Genomic DNA, 25715 nt, shown 5'->3' with positions numbered 1-25715 from the left:
AAGTCCTAATCCTCCTTCCTGAACATGCCGAGTACGGTCAGCTGAAGCATGCTGATCACGAGTGTAATCACCAACAGCGTAATGCCAATTGCTGCACCGAATCCCAGATTGAAATACTGGAAACCTTGTTGGTAGATGTACCCCACCATCGTTAACCCGATATTTTGTGGAGACGGTTTGCCTGCCCAGAGCATATAACTCTCCGTGAACATGGCATATCCGCCATACAAAGTAATCGTCACCACATAGATCGTGATCGGTTTGAGCATCGGCACGGTAATCTTGGTGAATTTGTTCAGCACACCCGCTCCATCGATATCTGCCGCTTCATACAGATCCTTGGGGATGCTCTGCAATGCCGATAGAAAATACAGCATGTTAATCCCGATCCAGCGCCAACCTGCCAGGACAACCAGTGCGACCATCGCAAGGGACGAACTGTACAACCATTGCTGGCTCGGAATACCCAGCAGGTTCAGGATGGAATTCATCAGCGCACCATCCAGCTCGCCGAAGATAAGCCGGAACACAACCCCCGCTACAACAACGGAGGTCAGTGCCGGAATAAACAGAGCAGAGCGGAACACATTACGAGCCATCATGCGACTTGAATTGAGCAATACAGCAAGCACGAGTGGGATAGGAACCAACAAGAGCAGCGTCCAGAACGTGTAACGCGTGCTATTCCACAGTGCTGCCCGAAAATCGGCATTCCACAGCTTGCCGTAATGCTCAAGCCCCACAAACTGTACGTCTCCGGGGAGCACCTGCTGGAAACTCATAACCCCGGCTCGAAATAACGGGTAGGCAAAGAAGATGAGAAAAGACAAAATGAACGGTAGTACAAACAGATACGGCGCCCATGTTCTAGCACTCATCCGTACTCTCCGCCGTCTGGTGGCGCGTACAGAAACCGTTGTTTCCTTTTGCAGCTGCACTTTGGACCAACCTCCAACCTGGAATGAACCGTATACTCTGTATGAAAGAAATGTAATTGATGTTTAAGCCTTTCCTATCTCAACGGGTTAATTCAGCCTGCACAGCATTCAATACCTGTTCAGGATCTTTCAGATTAATGAAAATATCTGGCATGGCTTTATTACGTACGGCATCGAACACTTCCGGTGACTTCTCCCGAATATTGACCGGAGCAATCTCGTCTTTTACACTCAGCAGCGTATCGAAGATATCATCCCCGAAGTAATCCGTGTATTTGTTCGATTCCTTCATGGTTGGATCGGTCCATACGTCCGTACGGATCGGGTCAAATCCAAGCTGTTTCCAGATCTGAAGATTACCTTCCTTGGACAGTTTCGCATAAGCAAGGAACTGCTCGGCAAGTTCCACAGCACCGGACTGATTCGTAATGGACGTTGCCGTTCCACCCATACCTGCTGAACGGTTGCCGCCCTCTTCCCATGCCGGCATTGGACGAATGATCATTTTCCCTTTCAGATCCGGAATATGGTCCGTGAACCGATTCATGAACCAGAATGGCATAAATACCGCCGCCGAACTGCCTTGGTCCATATAACCGAAGTATTCTTCCGTATCATGACCCGCCCCAGGAGCGACAGCTGCTACCCCTTCCTTGACCATCTGTTGGAAAAATTTCATCGTCTGCACATTCACAGGCGCGTTCACCGTCACATTACCGTCTGCATCCACCTGATCCGATTTCTGTTGACTGATGGCTGGCCACCAGGACCAGTTGCCGTTACCCTCAAATGTAATCATCGGTTTGCCTGTCTTCGCGAGCACCTGCTTCCCAGCCTGCTCAAAATCACTCCAGGTCTTGATGTCATCCGCATTCACACCGGCCTGATCCAAAATCTCCTGGTTGTAATACATGACGGTTGCACCAACATGATAATCAATACCGTAATACTTGCCTTCCTTGCTGTAGATCTCAACACGGGATTGTACAATGTTATCCAGCTCTGGCTTGATCATGTCTGTCAGATCCACCAGTTGCGGAACGCCTTTCATGAAGTTGGGGAATTTGCTCTGCTCAATATCTACTAGATCCGGTGCACCTACACCCGACTGTAATGCAAGCAGCAGCTTGGTATGCATATCGTCGTATGGAATCGTGGTCGCTTCCAATTCAATCTGTTGATCTGGATGCTCCTGATTCCATTGCTCTGCCATACTCTCATAGAACTTCTGATGCGCATCTACAAACGTCCAGAAAATGAGTTTGGTCGCTCCCCCTTGTGCGTTTCCTCCGTTTCCTCCAGATGACTCGTTGGATGCTTCCTTTGTCGTACTGCATCCACCCAAGACCGTCATCACCGCAAGAATACATACCCCTAACCAAACCAGCATTTTCTTCATGTAAAATCCCCTTCCCAAGGTTGTGATATGAATCAAATGAAGGATAAAGCCAATTTCGTAAGCGCTTTATTTTCTATGTTACTTGCTGTATCATGAAAAATAAATGCTCGATGCCAACATGAATTTTAAATATTCCAACCTGTTCGGAGGTGCCGGATTGGACTCACCCATACTTCACTTCATCACCCCGCCCATTCCCTATTTTATCGATTGTGGACGTGCGTACTACGAAGCTGGTGAATATCATATCAGCCGCAGTGACATCGGTGTATTTGATCTCATCGTTGTTACCCGTGGTGCTCTCGCCGTCAACGAGAATGGAACGGAATGGCGACTTCAGGAAGGAGACGCCTTGATTCTCATGCCTGATGGCCACCATTACGGCAGTTCTGCATGTGAAACGGAGACAGAACTACTCTGGATTCATTTTCAAACCTATGGCAGCTGGAAAGAAGCCTCCGATATGGATGAGTGTCTGGCGAATCAGGCCCAGCTCATTGAAACACACAAGAAAAGCGCATATCTGAATCATTGCGATGTATGCTCCATCTTCATCCCGAAACATATGCGAATTTCACCCAAGGAAATGGAGATGCTGGAACACTTTTCACAGCTTGATCAGGAGCCACAATCCATGCGAAACTGGAAACGACAGGCGAGCTTTCAGCATTTCATGCAGCATCTGGATCGTGGACTATCCTCCCTGTCCGATGTAGCGGCCATTCGCATCGCTGAGAAGATTGAATTATATATCCGCCATAACTACTCACTTCCGATCTCCAATCCTTTGCTGCAAAAGGAACTCAACTATCACCCAAACTATCTGGCCCGAAGTATGTTGAAGGTCTACGGCATGACACCGATGGAATATCTGCTACACTACAGACTAGAACAGGCCAAAAAGCTGCTGCTGCAAACCGCCTGGTCCGTCGCTCGCATTGCCGAGGAGATCGGCTTCAATCATGTATCCTACTTTTCTTCCTGCTTCTCCAAAAAAGAAGGCATCTCACCCTCCAACTTCCGCAACAAATTTACCGGTACCGAATACAAACCCAAGTCGCTATAAGTCTGTCCAAATTGTATAGCAAAAAGCGCCCGGTAGGTCGAGATCACGTTGCTCTGCAACGCATATCTTCGGACAAATCGGACGCTTCTTCATGTGTAATCCGCAATAATGCATGATATTATCAGATGTTGAATATGGGATGCTACCTAGTACCTGTTACGTTACGATTAACGGCTACATCCATCTAAATTCCACCCTCCACTGTCTCCTCTCCCGTTGCAGCAATGATCGTCACGTTCGCTTGCGCCTTCAGTTCCGTACCCTCCACGGCTCCTTCAACCATGAACGTGCCCACCGTTGCTAATTGCTCAGTCGTTATCTCATTCCAGACCACTGCAACGTCATTTGTTGTACCATCGCTGTACGTCACAGTTACAACGGCAGGTAACGTTGGTATTTCACCCACCACAGCCGTCACATCCACACTTTCCACTTCACTAACGCCCAGTTGAGGTGTGTTCTCTTCACTCAGATCCGGCAGGATAACAGCTTCATCCTCCCCATTCAAGGCCAGCGAAGTGCTAGATGCAAGGGTTGCCACTTCAGCTGCGCTCAGTGCACGGCTATAGATGCGGAAATCATCGATGAGTCCGTTAAAATACGGATCAGGGTATTGTGATTTGCCAATATAGTTATTCTTGGTCTGACCCAAACTGGACGGTTTCAACGTCATATTGTTATTCCGCCCGACTTCTACACCATCCACGTAGATGATTCCCGTGTTGCCTGTCAGTGTAACGGTCACATGTTTCCACACGCCCACTGGGAGACCGGGCACATTAATCGTTTGCTCCTGGCCTGCGGCATTACCTCCAGTGGTGATGGCAAATCTCATATTACTCCCCACCTTCGGTGTCAGGAACATATAGGTTCCCGTCCCTGAACCAAAATCGAAAATGCGGGTAAAATCACTGAGAGCATTCGCCTTCACCCAAGTTGCAATCGTAATAGAATCCGCCCTGCTGACAATGCCCTCAGGCAATTGCACATAACCATCCGTACCGGATAGACTAATTGCACGGTTCTTTTTGCCTGTTACCCAGGAAGTTGTACCTTTGGCAGTCGCATGGTTGCCACTACCCGAAGAATCCGCGGCAGCTGTGCCTGTATTCTCATCAAAATTGTACTGTGCCATCTTCTCCGGAAGTGGCGGTGCAGCATTCACGATCACTTGCACGGTGTCATTTGCCGATAATATCGAATCATTAGCCGTTAAACGGAATGTATACACACCAGCAGCCGAAACGGTTGCCTGCGTATACGCTGAAGTTGGCGATGCAAAAGAGACCTGCGCTCCTGCCGGTCCATTGACCAAACTCCATGCCAACGTTAACCGACCACTCGGCAGTCCATCATCAGTAACCGTTCCCTGAAGACGGATCTTGTCAGGCAACGTGATGGAGGAATCTGCGCCCACGTCTACGACCGGAGCTGCGTTGGCATCCGGCGTCGTAGGCGTAAGCTCCACGCTGTAAGACGCTGCTGTACCTGCATCTACCTTCAACGTGTTCACCGGTTGATAGGCATTGAATTTGCCTTTCACCTGACCGTCCACCTTGATCAGATATGTGCCTGTTTTCAAACCCTGGAACGTAATGGACGTCTGGTGTGGCTGGCCTGGTGTCAGATTCTTCATATCCAGCCAGACATAATCCTTCGCTACAGCCAGTTTGGCCCCAGTATACTGGTCTTTGTTCAGTTCAATGTATAGCTTTTCAGTAATCAGATTAAGTCGCTTGAACAATCCATCTAATGGCGTGATGTTATATTGCCCATTCGTCAGCGTGACATCTGCACCGTAACCTGTCAGTCCAAAGATCGGGTCCACTGCAATATCTGCACTCAATGTCTGCAATGCGCCGAACAGGCCCAGGTCTGCTTCCCCTGTCATCCCGCGCCAACCATTCAATAACGGTACATTGGCTCCACCGCCAGTTCCATTCGTACCATAGTTGCCTTTCTCGGCCTGATACGTCCAGGAAGCTGCACCAAAATTGTCTGGGTCAGCACTAATCTGTCCCGAGTTAATGGCCCCTACGTTAGCAATCTTCGCGGCATAGGACAAGCGCTGTTGTTCTTCCCGCTTGGTGCCTTCATGGAACCGAATCCAGTCATCCATGGCGTATCCGGCCAGTGAGGTTGTGTACTGGAAGTTAAACCAATTCTCCCCGGTAATCGTTACCGGGTCCGTGTAGTAATACCACACCGGCATGTGTCCACGGGAAGCACGGGTTTTGAGGTTGATTTTGCCCATTATCTCCAATGCTCTACTCTGCTCTGTTACTTGATCCGAATGCAGCTTCGCTAGCGTGTATACGGCTTCCTCGCCTGTATTGTCATAGCTATACTCCGAACCATAAGGATACGTCGTATTCTTGAAATTCCCGTATTTCGTTCTCATTTTCGTGATAATATCGTTGGCCTCCGTGTCATATCCTTCTTTTTTCAAAGCCTGAATGATATCCGGAGTCGTCAATTCTCCCATCAGCCCGGTGTTCCAGTTGTAGGCGACAGGCCCTTCGTAGAGGGCTTTAAAAATGTTATAAGCGCGCAGCAGATAAGTTTCCTTGTCATGCTTGTAAGTAACAAGGTCAGGGTATAAATCCGCAATTTTATACATGCTGAAGTATGTGTTATACACATGTGGATAAGCATATCCACGGTAGGTAGGTGTTGTATTCGGCTCGGGCATCAGAAAATCGTGAATCAGATAATCTTCATGATGTCCATTCATCAGATTGGTCCAGATCGCTGTTTCCAGATAATCATCCACGGCCCGAATTTCCCGGGCAACGGGTGTCAGGGTGTTCTTTTCAGCCAGAAACTGTCCATGCGTCAGTCCCCAGTCATCTCCCCAACCCCAGTAGCCGTTGAACACATTGCGCTTGGACTTGGTATTCATCATCCAGTCATCAAACACTTTGTCCCGGATATCTCCCGGCAGGTTCCACTGGGTTTTATCCACCATAAAGGTCGAATGATCCTGCAACGCTTTGTCGACGGGATCAATGGCGTAGAATTGCAGTACCGTTTTTTTGCCACCATCATATTCCACAGTCACGTTATTGGGTCCCAGCTGGCTGAACTGCAATTCATAGATTTTATGATCGCCAGGCTTGCTTTCCTTTAACGGTACAACCGTGCCATTGGCATATTGCACTTTGGTGATGGTCTTGGACGTACGCAGATCCACCTTTGCTTTCTGATTGGTCGGCACGATCATGCCTGGAACTACGGTTACATCAATAAGTCCCGCGTTATACAGTGCATTTTTCGCAGCATGTTCGTCCGAAACAGCCAGGAACTTGAATCCGTATGTCTTGGACTGGCCTGCTTCCAGAACCAGGCTCGTATTTGGCAGATATCCCCGGTTGGTGGATTTGATCACGTTGGAATGAATATAGAAGACGTTCAGCCCTTCAATCCATTTGCCTTCATTTGCCGGATTCCAGGCCCACTTGCTACCCGGATGTTCCTCATTACGCCACCGATCCTGGTACTCGAATCCTGCTCCCGTCGTTGCATCCGGAATCAGCATCAGATAAGAACCAATGCCGCTTGGACGGCTGGCCGTAATATAGGAGCTGTTGTTGCCAACAAACGAGTGTGTAACAACCCGTGTCTCATATATCGCATCACCGTAAGTCCACTGTTCATTGAATGGCAAGGGCAGACCGAAATCACCAATCTCCAGCTTCTGGCCGCTCGTATTCTGCACTTCAATCTTCCACAGAATGGATCCATCCGTCTGGGTGGTATAGGTCTCGATCACTTTGAAATTGCGAATCCCCTGGGCATTCGATGCATTGGCATACGTCACCGTCACCTGATTACCGGAGTTCGTGATCGTCCGACCATCTGCCGACAGATTGGTCCAGGCTTTGGTCCACGCCCCACCATTCAATCGATACGTGAACATCAGTTCACCAAGCCACTGGTGGTCTGCTGTATTTTGTTCTGGTGCAACGGTTGGATTCATAACGTATTCCGTCGGAAAAGCATCGCCCTTGATCTTAATGGAAGAGATTTCACCATGACTTCCCGTCTGGAGAATGAGCTTGTCAGTGGACAACTCGTGGGCATACGTTTGATCCGTAGCAAATACAAGCGCAGCCGCCAGGGATAACACTGCGGTCAACATCATTTTAAACCTCATGAACTTGGCCTCCTCATATGGACTCATCGTTAACGTTCATAGGCTGTTACACGACTTATAGCCGTTCTTCATTTTGCCCTTTTAACTTCAGCCGCGCGAATCACCTCCTCTCCATCTTGTTGCTGTCCCTCCCCCACCACTGTTCACCTCAAAATCCGCTAATGCGGGTAACTGAATACGATATAATCCTGCACCGTTATCCGTTTCTTCAAGGCAATACATGAAAGGTCCGCGCTGAATGGCAACTTTACCAAACGTATCTCTGATGTGATCATGTCCATGCAGGTATGACGCTGCTTCGATCCACTTGGCTACATCACTGTCCTGAAATACCATGCCATAGTGCTCTCCCTCTTCTTGACCCGCAGCAATGCGAAAATTACGGATGGCCCGGCTGGGTTCAGCCCCCTCGATGCGATCATTCAGCGCCTCCCATTATTTTATTTCTCATTGGAACCTCTCCTTGTTCTATTCAACATCCTCATTTTACAAATCATTACAGGTCGATGAAATCATCATTTCCAACTGAAATTTGTATGATTACAACCTCACTCCCAGGATGTGACTCCACGCTCATCTCAAGAAATCCATCATGCTGCCTCTTTACAGTTCATGTTCAAGTGATATATGCTGAACACACAACTGCATATCTTGAACTTTTGCACTAGGGGAGCCCTGCGGCTGAGACGAATAGAACTATTCGGACCCTTTGAACCTGATCTGGATCATACCAGCGGAGGGAAGTGGAGCGGCCTTTTAGTAAGCGGAATTTTTTCATGTATGTGAAGATAAATTGCGGATTTAACTTACAGACCCACTCATTTCTCCGGAAATGGGTGGGTCTTTTTTGTTTCTTTTGCAGAGTACAGCATGCCGTTGTTATTGTAGCAGTCTGGCATCAAGGGGGTGAGGATCAGATGACCAACCATGTAACCATTGAGAACGTTAGCTTCGCTTTTCCTGAAAAAAAGGATTTACCCGTACTCGCCAATGTGTCGCTTCAGGTTCAACAAGGAGAATTTGTCTCGCTCATCGGCTCCAGCGGATCAGGTAAAAGCACACTCTTCAAGCTGCTCGCAGGCTTGTATGAGCCAACCGTCGGCACCATCGATATTGCTGATGTACCGCAAGGACAACGGCTCGGACGAGTCGCCTATATGCCGCAGAAAGATCTGCTGTTATCCTGGCGTACCGTCATGGAGAACTGCATGCTGCCTGCCGAGCTTGCACCAGGCCGTCAGGACAAGGACAAACTACGAGCCGATATCATCGCGGGATTGGCAAAGTTCGGCTTGTCCGGTTATGAGCAGGCCTATCCGGATGAGTTATCCGGCGGCATGCGGCAGCGGGTGGCACTGCTGCGTACCTTGCTTACAGGCGGGCAGCTCATGTTGCTGGATGAACCCTTCGGTGCACTCGACGCTTTAACCAAACGAGAAATGCATCGCTGGTTGTTGGAGCTGTGGGAGGACTTTGGACAAACCGTGCTGTTCATTACACATGACATTGAAGAAGCCCTGCTGTTAAGTGATCGTATCATTCTATTAACTCCAGAGGGGCAAGGTCAGCAGTTGAGGGAAACGATGGTTCCTTTGCCACGCCCAAGGTATTCGGACATGATCTACGAACCGGCTCTTGTGCAGATGAGACGACAACTGGAGGAACAATTACATGCGAAGCGATAGAGGTAAGGTCAGCGTCCGGACGTGGTGCTCGAAGTGGATGTCGAAGTGGTTTTCCCAATATGGTTTGTTTATTCTGCTCATGCTCTCTTTACTGGCGATATGGGAAACGATTGTGCGTATGGGATGGGTGCCCTCCTTCATCATTCCTGCACCAACGGCCATCGCAGGTTCACTCGTTGAGCATCGTCATCTGCTGCTGACCATACATCTGCCTGCTACCTTTATGGAGGTTCTTGTTGGTTTTGGCTTGTCCATAATGACCGGTATTATGCTAGCGACAGGCATGCATATGAACCGATCGATTGAAAAGGCCTTGTATCCCTTCATTGTGATCAGTCAGACGATCCCGCTGATTGCTCTGTCCCCGGTATTTATCCTGTGGTTTGGTTACACGCTGTGGAGCAAAGTCGCCGTGGTGTTCCTGATCGCGTTCTTCCCCATTGTGGTCAGTACCTACGACGGACTCCGCCAAGGCGATCCGGAGCAGCGTGAACTGCTACTCACCATGGGTGCCAGCAAGTGGGATATTTTTCGCAAACTCCAGGTTCCGCTGGCACTCCCTTCTTTTTTCTCGGGGCTAAAGATGTCTGTGGTGTACTGCGTGGTTGGTGCAACGATTGGGGAATGGCTTGGTGGCAGCAAAGGTCTCGGATACTTCAGCCGCCGCATGTCCAGCAACATGAACACGGATGCGATGTTTGCCGCTATTGTGCTGTTATCCCTGCTGGGAATCGTTTTGTTTGTATTAATTGCCTGGATAGAGAAACGGTTTAGCATACTGCGTCATGAAAGTAAAAGAAAAGTTGGATAAAAATTAGAGGTAAACAAAACGATGAAATGAGGACCTTCATTTATGAATAACAAAGGCATCTACTCCCTGCTTCCCATCATGCTCATTAGCCTTTTCCTGATCGTTAGCGGATGCAGCACCACGAATACTAGCCAAAATACGCCAACAACAGATTCTGCAACCAACGAACAACAAACTGACAAGTCTGCAACCGAACCAGCATCAGACGCCATAGATAAACTGTCTATCATGCTCGACTGGTACCCGAACGCAGTACACTCCTTCATCTATGTTGCTCAGGAAAAAGGATACTTTGCAGACCAAGGTCTGGATGTCGAAATTCAGATGCCTGCGGATACCAATGATTCACTCAAACTTGTTGCTGCCGGGAAAATTGATCTGGCTCTGAGCTACCAACCCCAAATATTGCTCGCACGTGGTGAGAACATTCCTGTACGTTCCATTGCTGCTGTTGTTCGCCACCCGCTTGTGCATCTGTTGACCGAAGCGAATGGCAACGTGAACTCCCCCAAGGATCTTGAAGGAAAAACTGTCGGTTATTCTTCGATTCCGCTGTATGAGGCGATGGTACGCACGATGATCAGCAATAATGGCGGCAATCCCGACAACATAAATCTGGTCGACGTTGGGTTCGATCTGATTCCTTCGCTGGCTTCCGGACAGGCGGATGCGATTATGGGTGGTTTTATTAACCATGAACAATTGATTTTGGAGAAAGAAGGACATGCCATGGAATCAATTAACCCCGTTGATTATGGTGTGCCCGATTATTATGAATTGGTCCTGACCGCAAGTGAAGCTGGCATTGAAGCAAAAAAAGATCAGCTTACCCGGTTCGTCAAAGCGATCCAGGAAGGACAGAAATATGTAACGGAGCATTCAGAAGAAGCCTTGAATATTCTGCTCGCTCATGAGAATGAAACGTCTCCGCTTGACCCGGAGATCGAAACCAAAAGCCTGGCGATGCTACTACCACTCATGAATGAAGAAGGTCAACCGTTTGGTCAGCAGGAAATGGCGTCGTGGGAAAATGTACGTGCATGGCTCGTAGCAACTGAATTGATTCCTGCATCGGTGAAAGCCGAGGATGCTTTTATTAATCTGCAAGGAGAGCAACGTAAATAAAGGAAAAGTGACTGAACACAAACAGATTGAAAGAAATGGGATTAGCCTGAAGCAAGCATAGGAGGATCAAAATTTATAACAATCCTAAGTGGCTTGATGTGCATTTCGGAAGATTGATATGCGTTTGGATGGCTTGTTGATATGTATTTGGTAATGTACATTAGCGCTTATCTTCAAGCCTACTGGGAGCTGAAACGCTCCTTAACTTGATCGAAACAGAGCATCTACGACCGCTAACGAATCTGAGGCGTCCTATTCAGGGATTTGGAGCGGTTGCAGAAATCTAAAGAACCTGAAACATGTTATATCAGAATAAATAGCTGTTTGCAGCGTTTTGGTCAGGAGATTCTGAGAATAACGTGTCTGATGTTCCTTACATTTCAAAAGGAGGACCTGACATTACAGTCTGCGCCCCTACTCAACAAGGAGACTCATATCCTATTATTCTGCTGAGTGACCCCAGATATCGGCCTTCCGCCGATGGGGTTACTTCATAACAAGGAGGAAATTATATGTCTTATCTGGAACGTGTTCGTACGCAAAATCCGCTGGTACACAACATCACCAACCTTGTCGTGGCTCCCTTCACAGCCAATGGCCTGCTTGCACTAGGTGCGTCCCCTTTTATGGCCTATGCTCATGAAGAGGTCGCTGATGTTGCCAAGATGTCAGGAGCTGTAGTACTCAACATCGGTACACTCGATGACAAAGTCGTTCAGGCGATCCAACTTGCAGGTCAATCGGCTAATACACATCATGTACCTGTGGTGCTTGATCCCGTCGGCGCAGGGGCAACCACCTATCGCACGGAAACCGTGCAGATGCTCGTTCGTGAGCTTCGCCTCACGGTGCTGCGCGGCAATGTGGCGGAAGTCGCCAATGTCATCGGTGAGAGCTGGAATATCAAAGGTGTAGACGCAGGATCAGGTGAAGGTGACCGGATTGGAATTGCTGAGCGGGCAGCACAACAACTCGGCTGTGTCGTGGTCATTACGGGAAAAGAAGATATCATTACCGATGGACAATCCACATTCCTCACAAGTAATGGACATGCCCTCCTCACTCAGGTCACGGGTGCAGGTTGTCTGCTCAGTTCGGTGATTGGCGCTTTTACAGCCATAGCGGAATCAGAAGCCGATCTTCTAGGCAGTGTTGTTGAAGCGCTCGCGTTTTATGGTGTAGCAGCTGAACTGGCGGCAGAGCGAACGGCTCATCAGGGACCGGGTAGCTTCCAGATTGAGTTGTTGAATCAACTGGCACAAGTGACACCCGACCTCTTGGCGGAGCACGCACAGATCCGTCAGATCCGTGGAGGTGCAGTATGAGCATTGCTCAAGCGCTAACCATTGCAGGCTCCGATAACGGGGGCGGCGCAGGAATTCAGGCCGATCTGAAAACATTCCAAGAGCTTGGGGTATACGGCATGACCGTTATCACCGCTATTGCTGCCCAAAATACAACAGGTGTGCAGGGCGTTTTTCCCATCCCTTACGATGGCATTGCCCAGCAATTGGACTCGACCGGCGAGGACTTTCAACCAACCGCAACGAAGACCGGCATGTTATATAGTGCCGAGATTATTAGGCTAGTTGCTGAGAAATGGCAGCAATATCGTTGGTCTAATCTGGTCATCGACCCCGTGATGGTCGCCAAAGGCGGCGCCCCCCTGCTCCAGCAGGAAGCGGTACAGGCGCTGGTTACGGAGCTATTGCCCCATGCCCTGATCACAACACCTAATATTCCTGAAGCGGAACTGCTTACTGGGATGGCCATTACGAATCTGAGTCAGCGAGAAGAAGCCGCAAGACGAATTGTACAGATGGGCTCGACGTATGCTTTGGTCAAAGGTGGTCATGATGAAGGAAGTGGCATGATCGTGGATGTGCTCTACGATGGGCAGTCTTTTCATTATCTGGAGAATGTTCGTGTGGTAACACGTCATACACACGGAACAGGATGCACATACTCTGCTGCGATCACCGCAGAGTTAGCCAAGGGTTCACCTGTTCTGGCTGCCGTTACGACCGCGCGAGCATTCATTCAGGCAGCCATCGAAGATGAGCTGGGGATTGGGGCCGGACATGGGCCAACGAATCATTTTGCGTATCAGCGCAGACAGCGGGGTGAGCAGTGATGCGCCCTTGGGATACAGAAGCGGTACGACGCGCGATGCAGGTGTATTTGGTGATGGGCAGCGTCAATACAACGCAGGACCCTGTGGAAGTGCTGCGCCAGGCCATTGCTGGTGGCATCACGCTGTTCCAGTTCCGTGAAAAGGGAACTGGCGCCCTGGCTCACGAAGCTCGCATCACGCTAGCGATGCGGCTTCGCGAGGTGTGTAGCCAGCACGGGGTCCCGTTCATCGTGAACGATGATGTGGAGCTGGCTGTAGCGGTGGAGGCCGACGGCATGCATGTCGGCCAGGAAGATACGGACGCGGCGCTGGTACGCGCCCGCATTGGAGAGGGGCGGATGCTTGGCGTATCCGCCCACTCTGTGGATGAGGCGCGCCGTGCCGTGCAGGCGGGCGCCGACTATCTTGGCGTCGGGCCCATGTACCCGACGCGATCCAAAGCGGATGCCCACGCTGTGCTGGGCCCCGCAGGGGTGGCGGAACTGCGCGCCGCAGGCATCGCAGTTCCGATTGTGAGTATCGGCGGCATTACGCCCGATACCACGGCCGCCGTGATGGCGGCTGGAGCCGACGGCGTAGCCGTCATCTCCGCCATCGCGGGCGCGGCCGACGTGCGCGCAGCGGCTGCGCAGTTCGCTGCGGCAGTGCGCGGGATGCAGGCGTAGCCATGCTTCCCTGCAGTGACTGTATATCATATTAATCCAGTCACATCTACTCACCAATCTATAATCAAGATGCAGCTTCCATGCTCGCATCTTGTTTTTCATTTTCAACTGTTGACTCTCACGTAACGTGACACTGTACAATCGATGTTGTAAGGAGGTTTCTCACATGGCCATGAAGGTAAAAGAAGTTGCTGAACTCGCCTCGATCAGTGTGCGCACACTGCATCACTATGATGAGATCGGGCTGTTAACCCCGGACGAAGTGACTTCAGCCGGGTATCGTTTATATTCAGATGCCAACCTGGAACGGTTGCAGCAGATATTATTTTTCAAGGAACTCGACTTCTCTCTGAAGGAGATCAAAAACATTATAACCAACCCCTCCTTCAATCCAGAAGAAGCGCTAAACATGCATCGACTTATTCTATTGGAGAAGCGACAACGCTTGGACCAAATGATTGCGACCATCGATAGAACGGTTTTACACGTGAGAGGAGAAATTAAAATGACAGCCAAAGAACAATTCGAAGGATTTGATTTTAGCCAGAATCCATATGAACAGGAAGCGCGAGAGCGCTGGGGAGACCAAGCCGTGGATCAGGCAAATCAGAAGCTGCACAGTAAATCAAACACAGAGCAAAATGCTCTATCCGAACAAATGAACGAAATCTACAAACGTCTGGCCGCACTCCGTCACACAGAGCCAGCATCTGCCGAGGCACAGGCCGGTATTCAAGAATGGTACACCTTGCTGAACCGGATGGGGAACTATTCTCCTGAAGTCTTCAGAGGACTCGGTCAGATGTACGTGGACGATGAACGATTCACACGCAATATTGATCAGTTTGGTGATGGTTTGGCAGTATTTATGAGAGATGCTATGGCTGTATTTTCTGACCAAAACAAATAATATAGCCCTGTCTCCAACCACATACCGTATTATTCAACGCTCATTACCGTCAGATGAGCACCGTAAAGAATAGTCTGAACTTAGACCTCTGTCCGTAGTGGTAAAAGTAATCTCTCGTTATCAGCTTTATTCGCTGTAAATGACATCAGGACATTTAAACCATACTCCTGTGGTGACCGTCCTTCTTGCAATTAACCTTATGAAGATGCTGAATATATACTAGGGTTACATTGTAAATAAATTGGATCGATCCGAGTCACTACGCCATTATAAGCGGATATCCCGCCTACTGCCCAGTATACACACAAAAAGGACGTCCGCCCTCTCAGGCGTCACGTCCCTTTTGTGTATGGAAGTAACTCAGCCGCAATATGAACAAGCCTAACTGCTGCTCACTCTGAGTACTTTATAAATATCTTTTAAAGTAGCTGCTCTTTACTACGTTTTTCTTCTGTCAAACGCTCTCCATTTTGCTGCCAGTGTCCACCGTACTATTGGATTAAGCTCTTGGTGCGTGATCCGATGAAGATGCATCTGTAGCTAGACTGGTTCTTGCCATCCGGCCTGGAATCTGCCATGCAGACACAATCGCAAGCACGATGAATAACAAATCAATCGGTTGACTGAAATAGTCCTGGAAGGTTTCCACAAACGCACTGATCATCTCGCTATCAAACACAAGTTCCATCACGCTTACATCACCAAACAGTTCGGAAGTAAAGTATACCACCGTCAGATATTTCCCCAGCAAAATGCCGACGAGCGCAAACAGTACGGCAATGACTTTATGTACCGTCGCAATTCGTTTGTTCGAGAACAACACGACAGCGTAGCCTGTGAGTGCTCCAATCAAAATTGCAATTAATCCTACCTCATACTCGGTCATTGCAGCAATAGCTGCCCATACGATGCCTCCCAGAATGGCTGCAATTAAGCCACCAATGATCGGCATACCGATTTTAATTCCTTGTTTCTCTTCCACGTTGTCTTTCCCTCCTGAGTCATGCATATGCTTCTTTTCCAGAATTCACCTTTCCTATGAAACCACAAAAAGACCTAATATTCAACAATTTTCTACTTTTCGTGATGAGTATTCATTATGATAGAATAGATATATCAGGTGAATATTTCCATACTTACTCAAATAAACGATTATACATTTGTCTATAAGCATCTCTTCTCACCTTGGTGCATAAAAAAATCCCTTCCAGCAGCCTAATAGCTGTGAAAGGGATGTTTGCCGTTGCTTACATCTTTTATTTATATTTGAGCTTCTTTGGAAGGCTGAATAACAGCTGCAATCTGTACCAAAATAGCATCCACCGATGCCGGATCATGCACATCATACTCATCAATGTTCAAGCGTAGCACAGGGCATGCCGTAAACTGATTAATCCATACCGAATAGCGCTCATGCATGTGCTCCCAGTACGAACGATCCGTTTGAATTTCCATCTCGCGTCCGCGTTCCGTAATGCGGCTCAAAATCGACGGCAGACTGCCTTCCAGATAGATCAGTACATCCGGATGTGGGAAATAAGGTGTCATCACCATTGCTTCAAACAAACTACTGTATGTCTCGAAATCTGTAGCAGACATGGTTCCTTGATCCGCATGCATCTGTGCAAAAATGCCCGTATCTTCATAGATGGAACGATCTTGTACGAATCCGCCACCCAGTTCAAAAATCTTCTTTTGTTCCTTGAAGCGCTCTGCCAGGAAATAAATCTGCAGATGGAAGCTCCAACGCTCGAAATCATGATAGAACTTCTCCAAATAAGGATTGTGATCCACTTGCTCCAGAGAGGTCTTGAAATTCAAACGCTGCGCAAGTGCAGCCGTTAACGTGGATTTGCCTACCCCAACCGTACCTGCTACCGTAATTAATGCATTAGCTGGAATGCCATAGTTATTCATATGATATACTCCTTTACCTGATTAACAATCTGCCTGAAGTGTTCAGGATGTTCCACAAAATCGAGTTGCTCCGCATTGACCTTAATGATTACTGGTGGATTCGAGCTATTTGCCAGATAGTCCATGCCTGTTTTGTAATCAACGATTAGTTGTTCCATATATGCCGGGTCCATGTCCTGCTCAAATGAGCGCCCACGCTTGTTAATGCGGTACATCAACGTATCGAGTTCAGCTTCAATATAGAGCACCAGATTGGGTTTCGGCAGATCATCTGTTAACAGATGATAGATTTGATGATATTTGTCCCGCTTCGTTCCCTTCAAGGTACGATCGGCAAAAATCATATTTTTATAGATATGATAGTCTGAAATGACTGGGGTATTCTGCTCCACATAATGTGCGCCCGTGTCTTCCAGTTGTTTAAACCGATTACACAGAAAAAACATTTCCAATTGGAAACTCCACTCGTCGATATCCTGATAAAAGGAAGCCAGAAATGGGTTCTCTTCTACGATTTCTTTAACCAACGGAAGGTTCAATTCATGGGAAAGCATCGTTGCTAACGTTGTTTTCCCCGCTCCGATCGGACCTTCCACGGCAATAAACGGGGCTGATTTCATCGTGTTCACTGTTCCTCCTCGTACTTATGCGTGTTTCCGTTTTCTATATAGACCTCACCTATTGTATCACAGCTTCAAGGATGGGAACGCCAGTATTTTATGTATAAAACAAGTCAAATCAGAACGAATGACATATATAAAATAAAAAAGACACACTCGATATCATCAAGTGTGCCTTTATATTGCTTGGCGGCGTCCTACTCTCCCAGGACCCTGCGGTCCAAGTACCATCGGCGCTAGAGGGCTTAACGGTCGTGTTCGGGATGGGTACGTGTGGAACCCCTCCGCCATCGCCACCAAACGAGCATTTGTGTAACAAATGCGTTCGCGTTCCATTCGGTCCGCCACTACTGTGTGGATGAATGGTTCAGCGCATATTCAGAGATCATTCTCTGAAAACTAGATTCGAAACGAAACACGCGAATGATCAATTGCATATTTGGATAAGCCCTCGACCGATTAGTACTGGTCAGCTCCATGCATTGCTGCACTTCCACCCCCAGCCTATCTACCTCGTCGTCTTCAAGGGGTCTTACATACTGGGAAATCTCATCTTGAGGGGGGCTTCACGCTTAGATGCTTTCAGCGTTTATCCCGTCCGTACATAGCTACCCAGCGGTGCTCCTGGCGGAACAACTGGTACACCAGCGGTACGTCCATCCCGGTCCTCTCGTACTAAGGACAGCTCCTCTCAAATTTCCTACGCCCACGACAGATAGGGACCGAACTGTCTCACGACGTTCTGAACCCAGCTCGCGTACCGCTTTAATGGGCGAACAGCCCAACCCTTGGGACCTACTTCAGCCCCAGGATGCGATGAGCCGACATCGAGGTGCCAAACCTCCCCGTCGATGTGGACTCTTGGGGGAGATAAGCCTGTTATCCCCAGGGTAGCTTTTATCCGTTGAGCGATGGCCCTTCCATGCGGTACCACCGGATCACTAAGCCCGACTTTCGTCCCTGCTCGACTTGTAGGTCTCGCAGTCAAGCTCCCTTATGCCTTTGCACTCTTCGAATGATTTCCAACCATTCTGAGGGAACCTTTGGGCGCCTCCGTTACTCTTTAGGAGGCGACCGCCCCAGTCAAACTGCCCACCTGACACTGTCCCCGCACCGGATTACGGTACCAGGTTAGAACCTAGATACGATCAGGGTGGTATCCCAACGTTGCCTCCACGCAAGCTGGCGCTCACGTTTCAAAGGCTCCCACCTATCCTGTACAGATCGTACCCAAATTCAATATCAAGCTGCAGTAAAGCTCCATGGGGTCTTTCCGTCTTGTCGCGGGTAACCTGCATCTTCACAGGTATTAAAATTTCACCGGATCTCTCGTTGAGACAGCGCCCAAGTCGTTACGCCATTCGTGCGGGTCAGAATTTACCTGACAAGGAATTTCGCTACCTTAGGACCGTTATAGTTACGGCCGCCGTTTACTGGGGCTTCGGTTCACAGCTTCGGATTGCTCCTAACCACTCCCCTTAACCTTCCAGCACCGGGCAGGCGTCAGCCCGTATACTTCGCCTTACGGCTTCGCACAGACCTGTGTTTTTGCTAAACAGTCGCTTGGGCCTTTTCACTGCGGCCCCCTCGTGCTATTCACACTACCGGGGCACCCCTTCTCCCGAAGTTACGGGGTCATTTTGCCGAGTTCCTTAACGAGAGTTCTTCCGCGCGCCTTAGAATACTCTTCTCGCCTACCTGTGTCGGTTTGCGGTACGGGCACCATCACCTGGCTAGAGGCTTTTCTTGGCAGTGTGAGATCATGACCTTCGCTACTGTAATTTTCACTCCCCATCACAGCTCAGCCTTACAATGTGCGGATTTGCCTACACATCAGCCTTACTGCTTAGACGGACATCCATCAGTCCGCGTCACTACCCTACTGCGTCCCCCCATTGCTCATAACGGCTTACGGTGGTACAGGAATTTCGACCTGTTGTCCTTCGACTACGCCTTTCGGCCTCGCCTTAGGTCCCGACTTACCCTGAGCGGACGAGCCTTCCTCAGGAACCCTTAGGCTTTCGGCGGATCAGATTCTCACTGATCTTTTCGTTACTCATACCGGCATTCTCACTTGTATAATGTCCAGCGCTCCTTACGGTACACCTTCAACCCTTATACAACGCTCCCCTACCCCTGATGCAAAGCATCAAGCCATAGCTTCGGTGGTGTGTTTAGCCCCGTTACATTTTCGGCGCAGAGTCACTCGACCAGTGAGCTATTACGCACTCTTTCAATGGTGGCTGCTTCTAAGCCAACATCCTGGTTGTCTGTGCAACTCCACATCCTTTCCCACTTAACACACACTTGGGGACCTTAGCTGATGGTCTGGGCTGTTTCCCTTTTGACAATGGATCTTAGCACTCACTGTCTGACTCCCGGAAGTAAGTCTATGGCATTCGGAGTTTGACTGAGCTTGGTAACCCTTGCGGGCCCCGCACCCAATCAGTGCTCTACCTCCACGACTCTGTTTTCCGAGGCTAGCCCTAAAGCTATTTCGGGGAGAACCAGCTATCTCCGAGTTCGATTGGAATTTCTCCGCTACCCCCACCTCATCCCCGCATTTTTCAACATGCGTGGGTTCGGGCCTCCAGTGCGTGTTACCGCACCTTCACCCTGGACAGGGGTAGATCACCCGGTTTCGGGTCTACGTCCACGTACTACATCGCCCTATTCAGACTCGCTTTCGCTGCGGCTCCGGCTCTTCACCTTAACCTTGCACGGGAACGTAACTCGCCGGTTCATTCTACAAAAGGCACGCCATCACCCCTAAAACGGGCTCTGACTTTTTGTAAGCACACGGTTTCAGGTTCTATTTCACTCCCCTTCCGGGGTGCTTTTCACCTTTCCCTCACGGTACTGCTTCACTATCGGTCGCTAGGAAGTATTTAGCCTTGGCAGATGGTCCTGCCGGATTCATACGGGGTTTCACGTGCCCCGCACTACTCGGGATCCGTCTCGGAGGGAACAGACTTTCAATTACAGGGCTTTTACCTTCTTTGGCGGGCCTTTCCAGACCTCTTCGCTTAATCGGTTCCTTTGTAACTCCATGTGAGACGTCCCACAACCCCAAAGAGCAAGCTCTCTGGTTTGGGCTTCTCCGCGTTCGCTCGCCGCTACTGACGGAATCACTATTGTTTTCTCTTCCTCAGGGTACTTAGATGTTTCAGTTCCCCTGGTATGCCTCTACATAACCTATGTATTCAGTTATGAGTAACTGGAAATTACCCCAGCTGGGTTTCCCCATTCGGACACCCCCGGATCAAAGCTTGCTTACAGCTCCCCGAGGCAGTTTCGTTGTTCGCCACGTCCTTCATCGGCTCCTAGCGCCTAGGCATCCTCCGTGTGCTCTTAGTAGCTTAACCATATTGCTCCGGTTTTGACTGCTCGCTTCCCTTGTTTTGGACTACGTCCAAAGCCAAAAGTCGCTCCCACCCAATACCATCGCAAAAGCAATTAAGTACCAATTTATTAAACTTGTTTAACACAAGTTCAGCTAAAAAGGAATGTTCTAATTCGCGTTTGTTTCGTTTCGATATCTAGTTTTCAAAGAACAAGCTCCATGCAAAAGCAAGCTGTTTGAGAGTTTGAGCTCTCAAAACTGAGCAACGAGTGAGTGTTTTGTAGCTTAGCTACATATTTGAATGTTTCCGTTGCAGGAAACGATTCTCCATAGAAAGGAGGTGATCCAGCCGCACCTTCCGATACGGCTACCTTGTTACGACTTCACCCCAATCATCTATCCCACCTTCGGCGGCTGGCTCCTTGCGGTTACCCCACCGACTTCGGGTGTTATAAACTCTCGTGGTGTGACGGGCGGTGTGTACAAGACCCGGGAACGTATTCACCGCGGCATGCTGATCCGCGATTACTAGCAATTCCGACTTCATGCAGGCGAGTTGCAGCCTGCAATCCGAACTGAGACCGGCTTTGTTGGGATTGGCTCCATCTCGCGATTTCGCAGCCCGTTGTACCGGCCATTGTAGTACGTGTGTAGCCCAGGTCATAAGGGGCATGATGATTTGACGTCATCCCCACCTTCCTCCGGTTTGTCACCGGCAGTCTATCTAGAGTGCCCATCCGAAATGCTGGCAACTAAATATAAGGGTTGCGCTCGTTGCGGGACTTAACCCAACATCTCACGACACGAGCTGACGACAACCATGCACCACCTGTCTCCTCTGTCCCGAAGGAAAGATACATCTCTGTACCGATCAGAGGGATGTCAAGACCTGGTAAGGTTCTTCGCGTTGCTTCGAATTAAACCACATACTCCACTGCTTGTGCGGGTCCCCGTCAATTCCTTTGAGTTTCAGTCTTGCGACCGTACTCCCCAGGCGGAGTGCTTAATGTGTTAACTTCGGCACCAAGGGTATCGAAACCCCTAACACCTAGCACTCATCGTTTACGGCGTGGACTACCAGGGTATCTAATCCTGTTTGCTCCCCACGCTTTCGCGCCTCAGCGTCAGTTACAGCCCAGAGAGTCGCCTTCGCCACTGGTGTTCCTCCACATATCTACGCATTTCACCGCTACACGTGGAATTCCACTCTCCTCTTCTGCACTCAAGTCACCCAGTTTCCAGTGCGATCCGGGGTTGAGCCCCGGGATTAAACACCAGACTTAAATGACCGCCTGCGCGCGCTTTACGCCCAATAATTCCGGACAACGCTTGCCCCCTACGTATTACCGCGGCTGCTGGCACGTAGTTAGCCGGGGCTTTCTTCTCAGGTACCGTCACCTTGAGAGCAGTTACTCTCCCAAGCGTTCTTCCCTGGCAACAGAGCTTTACGATCCGAAAACCTTCATCACTCACGCGGCATTGCTCCGTCAGGCTTTCGCCCATTGCGGAAGATTCCCTACTGCTGCCTCCCGTAGGAGTCTGGGCCGTGTCTCAGTCCCAGTGTGGCCGATCACCCTCTCAGGTCGGCTACGCATCGTCGCCTTGGTGAGCCGTTACCTCACCAACTAGCTAATGCGCCGCAGGCCCATCCCCAAGTGACAGATTGCTCCGTCTTTCCAGTTCTCTTCAGGCGAAGAAAACAACTATTCGGTATTAGCTACCGTTTCCGGTAGTTGTCCCAAACTTGAGGGCAGGTTGCCTACGTGTTACTCACCCGTCCGCCGCTAACCATCAGAGAAGCAAGCTTCTCATCAAGTCCGCTCGACTTGCATGTATTAGGCATGCCGCCAGCGTTCGTCCTGAGCCAGGATCAAACTCTCCAATAAAGTATTGAAAAGAGCGATAAGCTCATTTTGAATCTGACGAGATTAAAAATCTCATTTATGCTTCGAAATCATACAGTCCGAAGACTTGTACCCATTTCTCAGCGTCGATCTTGCAAGCAAGATCGTTACTCACTCGTTGTTCAGTTTTCAAAGATCAAACTTGTTTCATTACCGAATGTCTTTCTCTTCAGCAACTCTTATATATTATCATGTCCGAACCAACTTTGCAAGCTCTTTTTTCAAGTTCTTTCGAAGCTTATTTCATTCGCTTGCCGTACCGTGTTTATCGTGTTTTCTTGGCCGGATTAATAATATACCACGCCACATCACTAATTGCAACATTTTATTAATTGAATTTTATTTAACTGCAGCCCCTCTTACCTTTCCGTACTTTTCTGCCTTGTAAATCCCTGGTCTCAGGCATTAATTCAAACTCAATCATCTCAGAACATCATCTTTACCAAGACTAAGTAACTTATACGTTCAAGCTTATTTAACATAATCAATGTATAACGGGGGTAATTCTTTATATGATATACATTGTAGACATCCGGTGATAATTTCGGTTCATTCATATATCATTCTATAAGTGGTATTATCAAATTTATGGAGAAATAGATTCGCTTTTCACTTAAACAAATTAATAGCCCTCCTTTGTTATAGACTGTTCACAGCTATAACAAAGGAGGGCTATTATACTCACTTTTGAACTATATCCTTTAAACCTTTCAAAAACCGACTGGACGCATAACATATCTGACCATTAACCATTTGAATTTCCCTAGTAGCAAAATCAATTTCTGAGATATTATCTTTATTAACTACATAAGAGTTGTGACAGCGATAAAATCTGTTATCCATCTCAAGTAAAACCTTTAATTTCCCATAGAACTCAACTTGACGATTTTTAGCATGAAGAATCACTTTATGTAATTGTGAGGAAGTTTCAAAGAATAGAATATCGTTGTACTCGATACTGATGACTTTATCACCAGACTTAGTTTGGAATACTTTACGACTGCTTTGTTGGTTTTGCACATATCGCTGATTTGCCGTATTTATACATTCGATAACTCGTTTTTGTATATCAGTAAAATTATCTTTTGTAATGTAATCCATTGCTTCAACTTTATAAGTGAATGTTAGATAGGTCAACTCTGAATGTGTCGTCACAAAGACAATAGCTCCCTGAGTATCATATTGACGAATTTCCGCTCCCAGAGCAATCCCACTTTTTTCTTCCTGTATATCTACATCCAGGAAGTACAGACCTGTTGTATTATTTTGTTGGAGATATTCAATAATATCGCTAGAATGTGCAGTGGAAATAACAACCTTCATATCTAAGTTCTCTATCATAATATAATCAGTCACATATTTAGTTAGACGTTTACGCTGTTCTTCATCATCTTCACAAATAAAAATCTCCAACATTGCCTTTCCCCCCACTTAAAATGAGTTATTCTATATTACTCTACTAGACAATCTCTTCACATCATTGTGGGCCGAGGACTCGAGCACTTCTAATATCTGAATAAATGTTTTTTCTTTGCGTTCGGTGTCTAGAGCAACACCCTTACACTGCGAAACCATCTCTTTTAAATTGCTAAGACCGAGTCCACGATTGTTACCTTTGGTTGAGAAGCCTTTTTCAAAAAGTTTGTACAATTCAGGAGTTTCTTCTCTGCAACTGTTCGTGACCACAATTAATACTCCTTTTTCGTTACGAATTAGTGCTAAATTCACAATCGGTTTATCACAATGAATCGCTTCTTCAATAGCATTATCTAATAGAATTCCTACACATCGGCATAGTTGCACGGAATCCATACTGATGTGTTCAATAGGCTCAATCACTTCAATTACTGCATCAATGTCCAATTCTTGTGCCTTAATCATTTTTGCAGAGATGACACCCTTTAACTCCTGTATTTTCAGATTATGTAATGCCCCCAACTTATATGTATTAGACTGCATTCCTTGGCTAATTGGCATAATCTTTTCTTCAAAGTACGCTTGTAACTGATCCATATCTTTATTGCGAATAAATTCAGACATACTCAGAAGAATATTAATATAATCATGTCGGAATTTCTGCATGTCTGTATATAAGTGTTCCAAGTTTTCCGTGTACTCTGTTAACTGTTCATACTGTTCCTGTTGATTTTGAAGTGATGACTCTTTCATCACTGTTCGGGTCAAAGCAACAAAAACTCCGATTAACAATATAAAATAGAATATAAAAAGAATATTATTGGCTTGAATATTCTCATCTGAGAAACCTTGTTGTTGTCCGATCCATATATTGATGTAAAAAATCACAACAGTAAATACGCTGAGTAAACTAAATAATACACCGTAACGTTTCAATACTGTTTTCTTTAATTTTATACCTTTTAACAAGTACCTGCCCGCTAAAAGAATAAGCACTGATATTAAACCAGATACCATTAATTGAAGAAATAGCAGCCACAAATTGGAATGATAAGTGTTTGGTGAGATATGTATTAAACTTATACTTAATGTATCGTAGATATATGAGCCTAAAACAGATACTAAAATAGAGATCACAGGTGAAATTATACTAAGCAGCACATTCTTTAAATTCCATTGCAAACAAATGAAGAAATATAACAAAATAATAAGCGTACTAGAAGCACCTATCCACGGGAAAAAAGCATAACCAATTACCTGTCCTCCTATGAAAAGAATAAAAAATAAACGTATACTCCCTCTCGGTACTAATATCAAAAATATGATTATTGTAAGAAAAAGTGTCTGGAGAAAAATACCCATTAAAACATCCATATGTTATCTCCTCTTTAGAAAAAATACCCTTATATAATATATACTTTAAAAGAAATTTTAACCAAATGGCTTTGAACTGTCAATAAATCCAAAAAAAATAAGCCGATGTACCATTGTGTCTATTATTTCTAAGCACAAGGTTCTACGGCTATTTATTATTTTACACTTGTTATTTTTCAAATAAAGGGAATATGTTCTCATTAATAATATTTGATAATGAATTCATAATAGTATAATTAGATATCTTGCTAA

The 25715-nt window shown here is 47.5% G+C and carries 17 protein-coding genes, 3 rRNA genes and 1 riboswitch; of the genes, 8 read left to right on the top strand and 12 right to left on the bottom strand.

Going from position 1 to position 25715, the window contains the following annotated elements:
- Nucleotides 1–5 precede the first annotated feature (5 nt).
- Entirely contained in the window at nucleotides 6–878 is an 873-nt protein-coding gene (locus MKX75_RS04340; protein ID WP_083679658.1) for a sugar ABC transporter permease, read from the bottom strand.
- A 139-nt stretch (nucleotides 879–1017) separates the two neighbouring features.
- On the bottom strand, nucleotides 1018–2337 hold the full coding sequence (locus MKX75_RS04335) for an extracellular solute-binding protein (protein WP_339168550.1): 1320 nt from the start codon (nucleotides 2335–2337) through the stop codon (nucleotides 1018–1020).
- Nucleotides 2338–2455: 118 nt separating this feature from the next.
- Between MKX75_RS04335 and MKX75_RS04330 the strand changes: the two genes are divergently transcribed.
- The gene (locus tag MKX75_RS04330; protein WP_254847939.1) at nucleotides 2456–3403 is read left to right on the top strand and encodes an AraC family transcriptional regulator; all 948 of its coding nucleotides are present in this window, start codon (nucleotides 2456–2458) and stop codon (nucleotides 3401–3403) included.
- A 184-nt stretch (nucleotides 3404–3587) separates the two neighbouring features.
- Here the strand turns inward: MKX75_RS04330 and MKX75_RS04325 are convergent, their stop codons facing one another.
- Nucleotides 3588–7559 carry a DUF5695 domain-containing protein gene (locus tag MKX75_RS04325; protein WP_339168548.1) on the bottom strand — a complete coding sequence of 1324 codons (3972 nt, stop codon included), beginning with the start codon at nucleotides 7557–7559 and terminating at the stop codon, nucleotides 3588–3590.
- Nucleotides 7560–7646: 87 nt separating this feature from the next.
- On the bottom strand, nucleotides 7647–7844 hold the full coding sequence (locus tag MKX75_RS04320) for a hypothetical protein (RefSeq protein ID WP_339170334.1): 198 nt from the start codon (nucleotides 7842–7844) through the stop codon (nucleotides 7647–7649).
- A gap of 371 nt (nucleotides 7845–8215) precedes the next feature.
- A riboswitch (TPP riboswitch) is annotated at nucleotides 8216–8318 on the top strand.
- A 158-nt stretch (nucleotides 8319–8476) separates the two neighbouring features.
- Here MKX75_RS04320 and MKX75_RS04315 point away from each other — a divergent pair.
- The 7 genes from MKX75_RS04315 to MKX75_RS04285 all read left to right on the top strand — a co-directional run bounded on the left by MKX75_RS04315 (nucleotide 8477) and on the right by MKX75_RS04285 (nucleotide 14889).
- Nucleotides 8477–9244 (top strand): ABC transporter ATP-binding protein, encoded by a 768-nt coding sequence (locus tag MKX75_RS04315; protein ID WP_339168546.1) that lies wholly within the window; start codon nucleotides 8477–8479, stop codon nucleotides 9242–9244.
- The gene (locus tag MKX75_RS04310) at nucleotides 9231–10055 is read left to right on the top strand and encodes an ABC transporter permease (RefSeq protein ID WP_339168544.1); all 825 of its coding nucleotides are present in this window, start codon (nucleotides 9231–9233) and stop codon (nucleotides 10053–10055) included. Before MKX75_RS04315 ends, MKX75_RS04310 begins: the two co-directional genes overlap by 14 nt.
- 42 nt (nucleotides 10056–10097) lie before the next feature.
- Nucleotides 10098–11180 (top strand): ABC transporter substrate-binding protein, encoded by a 1083-nt coding sequence (locus MKX75_RS04305; protein WP_339168542.1) that lies wholly within the window; start codon nucleotides 10098–10100, stop codon nucleotides 11178–11180.
- 512 nt (nucleotides 11181–11692) lie between these two features.
- Nucleotides 11693–12505, top strand: coding sequence for a hydroxyethylthiazole kinase (gene thiM, locus MKX75_RS04300; protein WP_076333085.1), 813 nt, complete (start codon nucleotides 11693–11695; stop codon nucleotides 12503–12505).
- A complete protein-coding gene (gene thiD, locus MKX75_RS04295) occupies nucleotides 12502–13314 on the top strand; it encodes a bifunctional hydroxymethylpyrimidine kinase/phosphomethylpyrimidine kinase (protein ID WP_076333086.1) in 813 nt (270 codons plus the stop codon). The genes thiM and thiD overlap by 4 nt, the downstream gene beginning before the upstream one ends.
- On the top strand, nucleotides 13314–13979 hold the full coding sequence (thiE, locus tag MKX75_RS04290) for a thiamine phosphate synthase (protein ID WP_076333087.1): 666 nt from the start codon (nucleotides 13314–13316) through the stop codon (nucleotides 13977–13979). The genes thiD and thiE overlap by 1 nt, the downstream gene beginning before the upstream one ends.
- A gap of 166 nt (nucleotides 13980–14145) precedes the next feature.
- Nucleotides 14146–14889 (top strand): MerR family transcriptional regulator, encoded by a 744-nt coding sequence (locus tag MKX75_RS04285; RefSeq protein WP_339168540.1) that lies wholly within the window; start codon nucleotides 14146–14148, stop codon nucleotides 14887–14889.
- A 499-nt stretch (nucleotides 14890–15388) separates the two neighbouring features.
- Here the strand turns inward: MKX75_RS04285 and MKX75_RS04280 are convergent, their stop codons facing one another.
- From MKX75_RS04280 to MKX75_RS04245, 8 genes are all read right to left on the bottom strand, one after another.
- Nucleotides 15389–15871 (bottom strand): hypothetical protein, encoded by a 483-nt coding sequence (locus tag MKX75_RS04280; protein ID WP_062837550.1) that lies wholly within the window; start codon nucleotides 15869–15871, stop codon nucleotides 15389–15391.
- 278 nt (nucleotides 15872–16149) lie between these two features.
- Entirely contained in the window at nucleotides 16150–16806 is a 657-nt protein-coding gene (locus tag MKX75_RS04275; protein WP_076333090.1) for a deoxynucleoside kinase, read from the bottom strand.
- On the bottom strand, nucleotides 16803–17426 hold the full coding sequence (locus MKX75_RS04270; protein WP_076333091.1) for a deoxynucleoside kinase: 624 nt from the start codon (nucleotides 17424–17426) through the stop codon (nucleotides 16803–16805). The genes MKX75_RS04275 and MKX75_RS04270 overlap by 4 nt, the downstream gene beginning before the upstream one ends.
- A gap of 184 nt (nucleotides 17427–17610) precedes the next feature.
- A 5S ribosomal RNA gene (gene rrf / locus MKX75_RS04265) occupies nucleotides 17611–17727 on the bottom strand.
- Between the two features lie 138 nt (nucleotides 17728–17865).
- A 23S ribosomal RNA gene (locus MKX75_RS04260) occupies nucleotides 17866–20791 on the bottom strand.
- 311 nt (nucleotides 20792–21102) lie between these two features.
- Nucleotides 21103–22655: ribosomal RNA gene (locus tag MKX75_RS04255) — 16S ribosomal RNA — on the bottom strand.
- Together the 16S, 23S and 5S rRNA genes form the textbook arrangement of a ribosomal RNA operon.
- A 699-nt stretch (nucleotides 22656–23354) precedes the next feature.
- Nucleotides 23355–24089, bottom strand: a complete 735-nt coding sequence (locus MKX75_RS04250) for a LytTR family DNA-binding domain-containing protein (RefSeq protein WP_076333344.1) — start codon at nucleotides 24087–24089, stop codon at nucleotides 23355–23357.
- 30 nt (nucleotides 24090–24119) lie between these two features.
- On the bottom strand, nucleotides 24120–25463 hold the full coding sequence (locus tag MKX75_RS04245; RefSeq protein WP_076333345.1) for a GHKL domain-containing protein: 1344 nt from the start codon (nucleotides 25461–25463) through the stop codon (nucleotides 24120–24122).
- Nucleotides 25464–25715: the final 252 nt, after the last annotated feature.

The sequence above is a fragment of the Paenibacillus sp. FSL R5-0341 genome, assembly GCF_037975235.1.
GTDB classification, from domain to species: domain Bacteria; phylum Bacillota; class Bacilli; order Paenibacillales; family Paenibacillaceae; genus Paenibacillus; species Paenibacillus amylolyticus_A.
The sequence above is the reverse complement of the archived record's forward strand: the minus strand, read 5'-3'. Positions and strand labels throughout refer to the sequence as shown.

Coding starts and splice junctions, on each gene's coding strand:
- MKX75_RS04340 (WP_083679658.1), bottom strand. CDS start 878: ATGAGTGCTAGAACATGGGCGCCGTATCTGTTTGTACTACCGTTCATT.
- MKX75_RS04335 (WP_339168550.1), bottom strand. CDS start 2,337: ATGAAGAAAATGCTGGTTTGGTTAGGGGTATGTATTCTTGCGGTGATG.
- MKX75_RS04330 (WP_254847939.1), top strand. CDS start 2,456: ATGAATTTTAAATATTCCAACCTGTTCGGAGGTGCCGGATTGGACTCA.
- MKX75_RS04325 (WP_339168548.1), bottom strand. CDS start 7,559: ATGAGGTTTAAAATGATGTTGACCGCAGTGTTATCCCTGGCGGCTGCG.
- MKX75_RS04315 (WP_339168546.1), top strand. CDS start 8,477: ATGACCAACCATGTAACCATTGAGAACGTTAGCTTCGCTTTTCCTGAA.
- MKX75_RS04310 (WP_339168544.1), top strand. CDS start 9,231: ATGCGAAGCGATAGAGGTAAGGTCAGCGTCCGGACGTGGTGCTCGAAG.
- MKX75_RS04305 (WP_339168542.1), top strand. CDS start 10,098: ATGAATAACAAAGGCATCTACTCCCTGCTTCCCATCATGCTCATTAGC.
- thiM (WP_076333085.1), top strand. CDS start 11,693: ATGTCTTATCTGGAACGTGTTCGTACGCAAAATCCGCTGGTACACAAC.
- thiD (WP_076333086.1), top strand. CDS start 12,502: ATGAGCATTGCTCAAGCGCTAACCATTGCAGGCTCCGATAACGGGGGC.
- thiE (WP_076333087.1), top strand. CDS start 13,314: ATGCGCCCTTGGGATACAGAAGCGGTACGACGCGCGATGCAGGTGTAT.
- MKX75_RS04285 (WP_339168540.1), top strand. CDS start 14,146: ATGGCCATGAAGGTAAAAGAAGTTGCTGAACTCGCCTCGATCAGTGTG.
- MKX75_RS04275 (WP_076333090.1), bottom strand. CDS start 16,806: ATGAATAACTATGGCATTCCAGCTAATGCATTAATTACGGTAGCAGGT.
- MKX75_RS04270 (WP_076333091.1), bottom strand. CDS start 17,426: ATGAAATCAGCCCCGTTTATTGCCGTGGAAGGTCCGATCGGAGCGGGG.
- MKX75_RS04250 (WP_076333344.1), bottom strand. CDS start 24,089: ATGTTGGAGATTTTTATTTGTGAAGATGATGAAGAACAGCGTAAACGT.
- MKX75_RS04245 (WP_076333345.1), bottom strand. CDS start 25,463: ATGGATGTTTTAATGGGTATTTTTCTCCAGACACTTTTTCTTACAATA.